We start from the raw sequence: 11,356 nt of genomic DNA, 5'->3' as shown, positions 1-11,356 counted from the left end.
TCCAGCCCCGCGATGGCCCGCAACAGCGTCGACTTGCCCGACCCACTCGGACCCAACAACGCCGTCAACGACCCCTTCGGCACCACGAAATCCACATGATCCAACGCCACGAAATCGCCATAGCGCTTATAGGCGTCACGCACCGTGATCGCGGGGTCGCGGGCCTCGGTCGGATTGTCGGTCATCTGCGAGTCTCCTTGTCCGGCTTACTTGGTCGCTCGTGCCTGGCGGACGTCGAGGACTAGCTGGAAGATCAGGACCAGCACGGCCACACCCATCAGCAGCGTCGACAGCGCGTAGGCGCCGTACTCGGCCCCGCGGTTGTACCGGTCCGCGACAAGCAATGTCAGCGTTTGCGACTTGCCCGGCAGGTTGGACGACACGATGATCACCGCGCCGAACTCGCCGAGCGTGCGCGCGACGGTCAGCACGATGCCGTAGGTCAATCCCCATCGGATGGACGGCAGTGTGATCCGCCAAAACGTCTGCCACCAACTCGAACCCAGGGTGGCGGCCGCCTCCTCCTGGTCGGTTCCCAACTCGTGCAGCACCGGCTCCACTTCGCGCACCACGAACGGCAGCGTGACGAAGATGCTGGCCAGCACGATCCCGGGCAGGCCGAAAATGATCTTCAGGCCGAGGTTGTTTTCGACGAACCCGAAGGCACCACCCGCCCCCCACAGCAGGATCAATGCCACGCCCACGATGACGGGCGAGACCGCGAACGGCAGGTCGATGACCGCCTGCAGCACGCCCTTACCCCGAAACCGGTTGCGCGCCAGCACCAGCGCGGTCGGAATCCCGAACACGACGTTGAGCGGCACCACGATGGCCACCACCAGCAGCGTCAAATTCAGCGCCGATACCGCGGCCGGTGTGCTCACCCAGTCGAAGAACTGGCCGATTCCGGGGCGGAAGGTCCGCCACAGGATCAGCGACACCGGAACGACGAGCAACACGAAAATGTATGTCAGCCCGAGGAATCGGATGAGGTAACGAGACCTCGTCGACGACGCCGTCATGATGCCAACTCCTCGCGTTTGGCCGCGCGCCCGCCGACGATGCGCAGGATGAACAGCACGGTAAACGAAATTGCAAGCAGCACGATGGATATCGCGGCGGCTCCGGTGCGGTCGTCGTTCTCGATCAGCGTCCGTATCCACTGGGAGGACACTTCGGTCTTGCCCGGCACCGCGCCGCCGATCAGCACCACCGACCCGAACTCGCCTATCGCTCGTGAGAACGCCAGGCCCGCACCGGATAACAGGGCCGGGGTCAGCGACGGCAACACGACCGAGGTGAAGATCTTCGGACCATTCGCGCCCAGCGAGGCCGCCGCCTCCTCGGTCTCCCGGTCGATCTCCAGCAGCACCGGCTGAACGGCCCGCACCACGAACGGCAGGGTGACGAAGGCCAGCGCCACCGCCACACCCCAAGCGGTGTGCTGCAGGTGCAGCCCTACCGGGCTGTTGTTCCCGTACAGGGCCAGCATCACCAGGCTGGCGACGATGGTCGGCAGCGCGAACGGCAGGTCGATGATGGCGTCGACCAGCCGTTTGCCGAAGAAGTCGTCGCGCACCAGCATCCACGCGATCACCAGTCCGAACACCAGGTTGACCGCCGTCACGCCGGCGGAGATGGTGAGCGTCACGCGGAACGACTCCAGCGCGGCGTTCGACGTGACGGCGAGCCAGAAGGCGTGCCAGCCGCCGCCCGCGGCCTGCCATGCGATGGCCCCCAGCGGCAGCAGCACGATCACCGACAGCCACAGCGTCGCGACGCCGACGCGTAACGATGTGGTGCCCGATCCGCGGGGGCGCCGGAAGGCTCGTGCCGCGTCGGGGACGGGCGTGACGGTGGCGGTCATCCCGTCGCCTTCGTGTAGATCTTGGTGATGCTGCCCGTGTTCTTGTCGAACAGTTGCGGGTCCACCGTGGCCCAGCCGCCGAGTTGGGCGATCGTCCACAGCTTCGCCGGTGCGGGGAACTGGCTGCGGAAATCCGCGGCCACGGCGGGGTCGACCGGCCGGAAGCCGGCCTGCGCCCACACCTTCTGCGCCGCGGCGGTGTACTGAAAGTTCTTGAAAGCCACGGCGGCGTCCAGGTGCGGGCTGGTGGTCACCACCGCCAATGGGTTCTCGATCTTGAACGTCTGCGGCGGATTGACGTGCTCGACCGGCTTGCCCGCACGTTCGGTCGCGATCGCCTCGTTCTCGTAGCTGATCAAGACGTCCCCGCTGCCCTGGACGAAGACGTCGGTGGCTTCCCGTCCGGAACCGGGGCGCAGCTTGACGTGTTCGCTCACCAGTTTATGGATGAAGTCGATGCCGGCCTGACCGTTGGTGCCGCCTTCGCTCTTGACGGCATACGGGGCAAGCAGATTCCACTTGGCCGATCCCGAACTCAGCGGGCTGGGCGTGATGACCTCAATGCCGTTCCGCAGCAGGTCATCCCAGTCCTTGATGTTCTTCGGATTTCCCTTGCGCACCACCAGCGTGACGACCGACCCGAACGGGATTCCCTTGGTGGCGTCGGTGTTCCAGTCCTTGGATACCTTGCCCGCCTTGACCAACCGGGTCACGTCGGGTTCGACCGAGAAGTTGACGAGATCGGCCGGCTTACCCTCGGCTACGCCGCGGGACTGGTCGCCGGAGGCGCCGTAGGAGGTGATCACCTGGATGCCCTTGCCCTCGTCGGAGGCGTTGAAGGCTGGGATCACCTTGCTCCAGCCGGGTTCCGGGGCGGAATAGGCGACAAGGGTGAGACTCGTGCGCGCGTTGCTGGGGCCGCTCCCGCCCACCACGTCGCTGGGGCCGCCCTGACAAGCGGCGACGACACCGACGATCAGGGCGAGTATGGCCAAGCCTCCAGCAGTCCGCCAGCGCCGGGCACTGCCGATGTCGGTAAGCATTCGTGGCCTTTCATTGCTGTTTCGGGCGGGACAACTGGTCTGGATCCCGTTGCAGCGGAAAGGCGATAAGACTTCAGGAGAGTCGACGACCCCTAACCAAACCGCGCACGGGTTGGAGTCAGCGACAACAGTGCACAAAGACAGCGCATTCCACCACGCCGGTTGCCATGTGCATGTCGCGAAGCCTAACAGGAATTCGCTGGGCCGCCACCGCGCACCCGAGCGAGCGTCAGTGCGTCACTAGCCATGTGACGATCACCAGCACCACGAGGGTGACCAGAATCAACGTCACGTGCGAGCGAGGCATGGGCGTTACCCGGGTGCCCCATCGGCGTGCCGAACACGGCGCATCAACTTGATGCCCTTTCCGAGCAGGCGGTCCAGCAGGCCCGCCGTGACGTAGGCCACCGCCAAAACAACGGGCATCACGATCATGGCCTGCAGCACGAACGCGAGACCCGAGAGCCACAGCTCGTTGCCATCCCACCAATTCAGGAACCCGCCCACCCGGCTCACCCTATTCGCCCCCGACACCGGCACCCAACCGACACCTAATGGAAACATTGGACGCCGGGCAGGTTGACAGTCGATGATGTCGGCATGGTTCTGCACGCCCAACCCGCCGACCAGCCGGCCGACGGTGCTCCCGCGGAGGCGCCACTGGAAGCGTTCGACGCGCCTCCCGAGACCGTGCTGGCTGCGCCGATCGATTTCAGCGCGCCCGCGCCGCTCGCGCCCACCGCGTCGCTGCGGAACCCATTTCCGCCGATCGCCGACTACGCATTCCTGTCCGACTGGGAGACGACGTGCCTGATCTCCCCCGCCGGGTCGGTCGAATGGCTGTGCGTGCCCCGACCCGACTCCCCGAGCGTGTTCGGCGCGATCCTGGACCGTAGCGCCGGCCACTTCCGGCTCGGCCCGTACGGCGTCTCGGTGCCCTCGGCGCGCCGTTACCTCCCGGGCAGCCTGATCATGGAGACCACCTGGCAGACCCACACCGGGTGGCTGATCGTGCGTGACGCGCTGGTGATGGGCCCGTGGCATGACATCGAGCGCCGCTCGCGGACGCATCGCCGCACCCCGATGGACTGGGACGCCGAGCACATCCTGCTGCGCACGGTGCGCTGCGTCAGCGGCACCGTCGAGCTGATGATGAGCTGCGAGCCGGCGTTCGACTACCACCGCGTCGGCGTCACCTGGGAGTACTCGGCCAACGCCTACGGCGAGGCCATCGCGCGCGCCAGCAAGCAGCCCGACGCGCACCCGACGCTGCGGCTGACCACCAACCTGCGCATCGGGCTGGAAGGCCGGGAAGCGCGGGCGCGCACCCGGATGAAAGAGGGCGATGACGTGTTCGTCGCCCTGAGCTGGACCAAGCACCCGGCGCCGCAGACCTACGAAGAGGCCGCCGACAAGATGTGGCAGACCACCGAGTGCTGGCGGCAGTGGATCAACATCGGCAACTTCCCCGACCACCCGTGGCGCGCCTACCTGCAGCGCAGCGCGCTGACGCTGAAGGGTCTGACGTATTCGCCCACGGGCGCGCTGCTTGCGGCCAGCACCACCTCGCTTCCCGAGACGCCGCACGGCGAGCGCAACTGGGATTACCGCTACGCCTGGGTCCGCGACTCGACGTTCGCGCTGTGGGGCCTCTACACCCTGGGACTCGACCGCGAGGCCGACGACTTCTTCGCCTTCATCGCCGACGTCTCCGGCGCCAACAGCAACGAGCGGCACCCGCTGCAGGTGATGTACGGCGTCGGCGGCGAGCGCAGCCTGGTCGAAGAGGAGCTGCACCACCTCTCCGGTTACGACCACGCCCGTCCGGTGCGGATCGGCAACGGCGCCTACGACCAGGTTCAGCACGACATCTGGGGCTCGATCCTGGACTCGTTCTACCTGCACGCCAAGTCGCGAGAGCAAATCCCGGAGACCCTGTGGCCGGTGCTCAAGAAGCAGGTGGAAGAGGCGATCAAGCATTGGCGCGAGCCCGACCGCGGCATCTGGGAGGTGCGCGGGGAGCCGCAGCATTTCACGTCGTCGAAGGTGATGTGCTGGGTGGCGCTTGACCGCGGGTCCAAGCTTGCCGAGCGGCAGGGCGAGAAGAGCTATGCCCAGCAGTGGCGGGCGATCGCCGAGGAGATCAAGAACGACATCCTCGAGCACGGGGTCGACTCGCGCGGCGTGTTCACCCAGCGCTACGGCAGCGACGCGCTGGACGCCTCGCTGCTGCTGGTCGTGCTGACCCGATTCCTGCCGCCGGACGACCCGCGGGTGCGCAACACCGTGCTGGCCATCGCCAACGAGCTGACCGAGGAGGGCCTGGTGCTGCGCTACCGGGTCGAGGAGACCGACGACGGGCTGTCCGGCGAGGAGGGCACGTTCACGATCTGCTCGTTCTGGTTGGTCTCGGCGCTGGTCGAGATCGGCGAGGTGAGCCGCGCCAAGCGGCTCTGCGAGCGGCTGCTGGCCTACGCCAGCCCACTGCACCTCTACGCCGAGGAGATCGAACCGCGCTCCGGACGGCACCTGGGCAACTTCCCGCAGGCGTTCACCCACCTGGCGCTGATCAACGCCGTCGTGCACGTCATCCGGGCCGAGGAGGAGGCCGACGGATCGGGCACGTTCCAGCCGGCCAACGCGCCGGTGTAGAACCCCGTCAGCGCCCGCCCCTTAAGCGAGGGCGCCGACCTTGTCCAGGATGGCCTGCGCGATGTCGACGGCGCTCGCCTGAGGATCGGCGCCGGGGTCCGACGGCTGCGTGTCGCCGAAGAAGGCGACCTCGACCTCGACCAGGCAGTTGCCGCGGACGCCGAGGGCCCGCCCGGACTGCAGGGACGCCGAATCCAAGCTGCGCGATGCGAACCCCATCGAAAGGGTCGCCGAGACAACCGGATTCGTGGCCTTGACGTTGGTAACCGCAGCCTTGAGCTTGAACACCGCGCCCGACAAGGGGATCGTCGTGCCATTGCATTGTTGCCACTGCTGGGAGAATTTTTCGAACAGCGCCTGGGCCTCGGCGGGGCTGGGCAAGCTGACCACGCCCTCCTTGACGCTGGTCACCTCCACGGACTTCGGGGCGTGCCGCCACGTCTGAACCGCGACGTGACGCACGTTGCTGGATTGATAGACGGCTCGCTGCAGCATCGACGCCACGCCCAGGCAGTCGCCGGGCGAGAGCCACCCGTCGTCCAACAACGCGTCGGGACCACCGAACCGCGGCCGAAAACGAGGGTCAATCTTGAAGGACTGGTTGAGAATTCCCGCCAAGGCCCGGTGACCGAGCAGTACCTGCTTGATGGTTTGCCCGTGCAGCGACCGCGGCGCCATGCCCGGCGCCGGACGGGCCGCGCCGTCGACAACCGCCGCGCAGCCGGCGGTCGACATCACGAGCAGCAGCGCCGCCACGCCGCACCAACGCCGTGGCAGGCGCGTGAGACATCGTTTCTGTGATTTACCTCTCATATGCATGCCATTCATCTTTCGGATCCCGTTAGTTCACCGAAAGTTTACTTTCGAAAGGGCTGGGGCGCAGTAAGACACACCGAAGCCTCAGCAGCGAGGCAGCAATGTCTCAGGCCGCGGTAAGGCGCGGCGTCAGCTCAGGGCGCTGACCTTGTCCATCATCGCGCGCGCGACGTCGATGCCGCTGGTGTCCAGGTTGCCCGATCCCGGGTCGGACGGGCGCCGGTCGCCGAAGAAGACCACCTCCACCTCGACGAGGCAGTTCAACTGGACCCCGATGGCCCGCGCCTGTGGTGTGGGCCGCAGGGGCGGCATGTTGGGCAGCACCGACGTCGCGGTATTCGTCGCCGCGACAATGGTTTTGGAGGCGTCCGGTACGCGAACGTCGCCGATGACGATCGTCGTGCTGATCGGGCCGTTCTGCTCGGTCGTCGTGGTGCCGTTGCACTGCTGCCACTGCTGGGAGAACTGCGCGAACAGCGCCTGGGCCTGCGCGGCCGACGGCAGGGCGACGACGCCCTCGATGACGCTGATCACCTGCGCCGGATCCCCGTTGTTCCACCACGCCTGCGCCGCAACGTCTTTGACATCCGCGGACTGGTAGACGCTTTTCTGCAGCATCGCCGTCACGCCCAGGCAATTGGCCGGCGAGACGGTTTCGTCCGTTTGGCTCAGCACGTCGGGCCCGCCGAACTCGGCCGGCTTGCGGGTGGCGAAGGGCTGGTTGAGCATCCGCGACAAAGCGTCGCCGTCGAGCAGCACCCGGCGGACGGTGTCGCCGGTCAGCGGGCGCGGCTTCAGGTTGGGCGCCGGTTTCGCCGTGCCATCCACAACGCCGCCGCATCCGGCCGCCACCGCGGCGACCAATATCAACGCCGTCGCCGGCCCGAGGATTCGCACGGCTACTTCTTACCCTTGTCCCCGGCGGCATCGGTGGACAGCGCGGCAACAAACGCCTCCTGCGGCACCTCGACCCGGCCGATCGTCTTCATCCGCTTCTTGCCTTCCTTCTGCTTTTCCAGAAGTTTGCGTTTGCGGGTGATGTCACCGCCGTAGCATTTGGACAGCACGTCCTTGCGGATCGCCCGAATGTTCTCGCGGGCAATGATTTTCGATCCGATCGCCGCCTGCACCGGCACCTCGAACTGCTGGCGCGGGATCAGCTCCTTGAGCTTGGTGGTCATCTTGTTGCCGTAGGCGTACGCCGAATCCTTGTGCACGATCGCGCTGAACGCGTCGACGGCCTCGCCCTGCAGCAGGATGTCGACCTTGACCAGTTCGGCCTCCTGCTCGCCCGCCTCCTCGTAGTCGAGGCTGGCATAGCCGCGGGTGCGCGACTTCAGGGAATCGAAGAAGTCGAAGATGATCTCGCCGAGCGGCATGGTGTAGCGCAATTCCACCCGCTCGGGCGACAGGTAATCCATGCCGCCCAGTTCGCCGCGCCGGGACTGGCACAGCTCCATGATCGTGCCGATGAACTCGCTGGGGGCGATGATGGTGGTCTTCACGACGGGTTCGTAGACGGTGCGGACTTTGCCCTCCGGCCAGTCCGACGGGTTGGTCACCACGATCTCGCTGTCATCTTCTTTGACGACCCGGTAGACGACGTTCGGCGACGTCGAGATCAGGTCCAGGTCGAATTCGCGCTCCAGGCGCTCGCGGGTGATCTCCATGTGCAGCAGACCGAGGAAGCCGCATCGGAAACCGAAGCCCAGCGCGACGGACGTTTCCGGCTCGTAGGTCAGGGCGGCGTCGTTGAGCTGCAGGCGGTCCAGGGCGTCGCGCAGATCCGGGTAGTCCGACCCGTCGACGGGATACAGCCCCGAATAGACCATCGGTTTGGGTTCGCGATAGCCGGTCAGCGCCTCGGTGGCGCCGTGCCGGGCGGTCGTCACGGTGTCGCCGACCTTGGACTGCCGGACGTCCTTCACCCCCGTGATCAGGTAGCCGACCTCCCCCACCCCCAGGCCGTCGCTGGGCTTGGGTTCGGGCGAGACGATGCCGACCTCGAGCAGTTCGTGGGTGGCGCCGGTGGACATCATCGCGATGCGTTCGCGCGGGGTGATCTTGCCGTCCACCACGCGCACGTAGGTGACCACGCCGCGGTAGATGTCGTAGACGGAGTCGAAGATCATCGCGCGGGTGGGCGCGTCGGCGTCACCCTCGGGCGGCGGGACCTCACGCACGACGTGATCGAGCAGGTCGGCGACGCCCTCCCCGGTCTTGCCGGACACCCGCAACACGTCCTCGGGCTCGCAGCCGATGATGTGGGCGATCTCGCCGGCGTAGCGGTCGGGGTCGGCGGCCGGCAGGTCGATTTTGTTGAGCACCGGGATGATGTGCAGGTCGCGGTCCAGCGCCAGGTACAGGTTGGCCAGCGTCTGCGCCTCGATGCCCTGGGCGGCGTCCACCAGCAATACCGCGCCCTCGCAGGCCTCCAGCGCGCGCGACACCTCGTAGGTGAAGTCGACGTGGCCCGGGGTGTCGATCAGGTGCAGGACAAATTCTTCGTCGCCGACTTTCCACGGCAGCCGGACGTTCTGCGCCTTGATGGTGATCCCGCGCTCCCGCTCGATGTCCATCCGGTCGAGGTACTGGGCGCGCATCGACCGCTCGTCGACGACGCCGGTGAGCTGAAGCATCCGGTCCGCCAGCGTCGACTTGCCGTGGTCGATGTGAGCGATGATGCAGAAATTCCTGATCTGCGCCGGCGGGGTGAAGGTTTTGTCGGCGAAACTGCTGATGGGAATCTCCTGGTCTGGGCCTGCTCGAGGCCGCCTGAGCGGTATGTCCAGGGTATCTGTGCGGAGTCGCCGGGACCTAGTTGGACACATTCGCACCCGGCCGCCCGTGGTTATGCTGCGAATATGGCGTCTCCCCGCAAATCCCAATGGAAGACGTTGCAGCGCTTTGCCCGAAATGTGGTGATTTACGCGCAGACCGCCCAGGTCGTCGCGCGCGAACTCGAGCGCGCCGTGAAGATCACCGCGAACGTCATCGCCGCCGCCGCGCCACAGTCACCGGCCGAGATCGCGACGGGGCGGCCGGTGACGAGCACCAGCTTTCCCACCGCCCAACGGGCGCGAAAACTGGTCTACGCCCCGAACCTCGACGGCCGGGCCGATCCCGGCGAGATCGTGTGGACCTGGGTGGCCTACGAGGACGACCCCACCCGCGGCAAGGATCGACCGGTTCTCGTCGTGGGCCGTGACCGGCGCGTCCTGCTGGGGCTGATGGTCTCCAGCCAGCAGCGCCACGCCGGCGATCGCGACTGGGTCGGGATCGGGGCCGGCGCCTGGGATTACGAGGGCCGGGAGAGCTGGGTGCGCCTGGACCGGGTGCTCGACGTGCCCGAGGAGGGCATTCGCCGCGAGGGCGCGATCCTGGACCGCGAAATCTTCGACGTCATCGCCGCCCGGCTACGGGCGGACTACGCCTGGAGCTAGTGCCCGCAGATCGCCGAGCCGGGCAATCAGCCCTGGGTGATGTAGGACTGCAGCTGCTCGTGCTCGGCCTCGAGCTCCTCCATCCGGGTCTTCACCACGTCACCGATGCTGACGATGCCGATCAGCTTCTTGCCGTCCAGCACCGGCACGTGGCGCACCCGGTTCTTGGTCATCAGCACGCTCAGCGAGTCCACCGTGTCCGACTTCGTGCACGTGGCGACCGTCGACGTCATGATCTTGGAGACCGGCCGCGACAGCACGCTCGCGCCGTGGGTGTGCAGTTGGCGCACGACGTCGCGCTCCGAGACGATGCCGACGACGCCCTCGTCGCCGACCACCACCATGGCGCCGATGTTTTGCTCGGCGAGGCCGGCGAGCAGCTCCTTGACGGTCGCATCGGGGTTGATCGTCACCACCGCCGCGCCCTTGTTCCGCAAGACGTCCGCAATCCGCATCAAGGCCTCCAGCTGGTTGTGATCCGCTTCACATCAGGCTACGGCTAACTCGCCCGGCGGGAAAGCCAACACGAAAAGCGGCAACCGCGGGCTCCCATACCCTCGGATCCCCGGCCCAAACCCGACGGTGAAATACCGCTGTGGATGCGTCGGCCTTGCAAGGATGGGCCCATGATCGAGATCACCCTGCTGGGCACCGGAAGCCCCATCCCCGATCCGAACCGCGCCGGTCCGTCGACCCTGGTGCGGGCCGGCGGACAGGTGTTTTTGGTCGATTGCGGGCGCGGGGTGCTGCAGCGCGCGGCGGCGGTCGGCGTGGGCGCCGCCGGGTTGTCGGCGCTGCTGCTCACCCACCTGCACAGCGACCACATCGGCGATCTCGGCGACCTGCTGATCACCCGTTGGATCTCCACCTTTGCGCCCGACCCCACGCCACTGCCGATCATCGGGCCGCCCGGCACCGCGGAGACCGTGGAGGCGACGCTCAAGGCGTTCGGCCACGACATCGGCTACCGGATCGCCCATCACGCCGACCTGAACGCGCCACCGGCGGTCGAGGTTCACGAATGCACCGAAGGCCCGGTGTGGGACCGCGATGGGGTGTCGATCCGGGTCGCGCCGACCGACCACCGACCGGTGGCACCGACCATCGGCTTCCGCATCGAATCCGGCGCGACCTCGGCGGTGCTGGCGGGAGACACGGTCCCATGCCCGGGCCTGGACGAACTGGCAAGCGGCGCTGACGCATTGGTGCACACTGTGATCCGCAAGGACATCGTCGCCAACATCCCGCAGCAGCGGCTTCAGGACATCTGCGATTACCACTCGTCGGTGGAGGAGGCGGCGACGACCGCCGACCGCGCGGGCGTGGGCACGCTGGTGATGACGCACTACGTGCCGGCGCTGGTGCCCGGGCAAGAGGAACAGTGGCGCGCCCTGGCCGCCACCAAATTCGGCGGGCGCATCGAACTCGGCGACGACCTGCATCGAGTCGAGGTCAACCCGCGCTCGTAGCCGCCGTCCGGCGAATATCGTTGCGGCGCAGAGGAAGTAGGGCGCCCTCCACGACCAGCCAGGCCA

General features: G+C 67.0%; 11 protein-coding genes and 1 pseudogene. 3 read left to right on the top strand and 9 right to left on the bottom strand.

Annotated elements, in window-relative coordinates; genetic code table 11:
- The 5 genes from A5706_RS05915 to A5706_RS05895 all read right to left on the bottom strand — a co-directional run.
- Positions 1–185: ATP-binding cassette domain-containing protein (locus tag A5706_RS05915; protein WP_156766971.1), on the bottom strand; the 185-nt coding region annotated here is incomplete at its 3' end.
- A gap of 21 nt (positions 186–206) precedes the next feature.
- Entirely contained in the window at positions 207–1,022 is an 816-nt protein-coding gene (gene cysW / locus A5706_RS05910; protein ID WP_068128140.1) for a sulfate ABC transporter permease subunit CysW, read from the bottom strand.
- Positions 1,019–1,867 carry a sulfate ABC transporter permease subunit CysT gene (cysT, locus tag A5706_RS05905; protein ID WP_068128136.1) on the bottom strand — a complete coding sequence of 283 codons (849 nt, stop codon included), beginning with the start codon at positions 1,865–1,867 and terminating at the stop codon, positions 1,019–1,021. The genes cysW and cysT overlap by 4 nt, the downstream gene beginning before the upstream one ends.
- Positions 1,864–2,910, bottom strand: coding sequence for a sulfate ABC transporter substrate-binding protein (locus tag A5706_RS05900; protein WP_068128132.1), 1,047 nt, complete (start codon positions 2,908–2,910; stop codon positions 1,864–1,866). Before A5706_RS05900 ends, cysT begins: the two co-directional genes overlap by 4 nt.
- Positions 2,911–3,222: 312 nt before the next feature.
- Complete coding sequence (locus A5706_RS05895) at positions 3,223–3,417, bottom strand: hypothetical protein (RefSeq protein ID WP_068110359.1); 195 nt, start codon at positions 3,415–3,417, stop codon at positions 3,223–3,225.
- A gap of 93 nt (positions 3,418–3,510) precedes the next feature.
- Here A5706_RS05895 and A5706_RS05890 point away from each other — a divergent pair, with 93 nt between their 5' ends.
- Positions 3,511–5,562 (top strand): glycoside hydrolase family 15 protein, encoded by a 2,052-nt coding sequence (locus A5706_RS05890; RefSeq protein WP_068128129.1) that lies wholly within the window; start codon positions 3,511–3,513, stop codon positions 5,560–5,562.
- A gap of 21 nt (positions 5,563–5,583) precedes the next feature.
- On the opposite strand, the gene A5706_RS05885 is transcribed toward A5706_RS05890, so the two are convergent.
- From A5706_RS05885 to lepA, 3 genes and pseudogenes are all read right to left on the bottom strand, one after another.
- A complete protein-coding gene (locus tag A5706_RS05885) occupies positions 5,584–6,318 on the bottom strand; it encodes a sensor domain-containing protein (protein WP_197517757.1) in 735 nt (244 codons plus the stop codon).
- Positions 6,319–6,507: 189 nt separating this feature from the next.
- Positions 6,508–7,275 (bottom strand): sensor domain-containing protein, encoded by a 768-nt coding sequence (locus A5706_RS05880; RefSeq protein ID WP_068128125.1) that lies wholly within the window; start codon positions 7,273–7,275, stop codon positions 6,508–6,510.
- 2 nt (positions 7,276–7,277) lie between these two features.
- Positions 7,278–9,261 (bottom strand): annotated as a pseudogene (gene lepA, locus A5706_RS05875) (translation elongation factor 4).
- Here lepA and A5706_RS05870 point away from each other — a divergent pair.
- A complete protein-coding gene (locus tag A5706_RS05870) occupies positions 9,243–9,821 on the top strand; it encodes a type II toxin-antitoxin system PemK/MazF family toxin (protein ID WP_068128120.1) in 579 nt (192 codons plus the stop codon). The pseudogene lepA and the gene A5706_RS05870 overlap by 19 nt on opposite strands.
- Positions 9,822–9,847: 26 nt before the next feature.
- Here A5706_RS05870 and A5706_RS05865 read toward each other — a convergent pair whose 3' ends face one another.
- Positions 9,848–10,276, bottom strand: a complete 429-nt coding sequence (locus tag A5706_RS05865) for a CBS domain-containing protein (RefSeq protein ID WP_068128117.1) — start codon at positions 10,274–10,276, stop codon at positions 9,848–9,850.
- 171 nt (positions 10,277–10,447) lie between these two features.
- On the opposite strand from A5706_RS05865, the gene A5706_RS05860 reads away from it, so the two are divergent.
- Positions 10,448–11,290: a ribonuclease Z gene (locus A5706_RS05860; protein WP_068128115.1), complete on the top strand. Its 843-nt coding sequence runs from the start codon at positions 10,448–10,450 to the stop codon at positions 11,288–11,290.
- Positions 11,291–11,356 lie beyond the last annotated feature (66 nt).

This window comes from Mycobacterium sp. E796 (assembly GCF_001672815.1).
In the GTDB taxonomy this organism is placed as follows: domain Bacteria; phylum Actinomycetota; class Actinomycetes; order Mycobacteriales; family Mycobacteriaceae; genus Mycobacterium.
The sequence above is the reverse complement of the archived record's forward strand: the minus strand, read 5'-3'. Positions and strand labels throughout refer to the sequence as shown.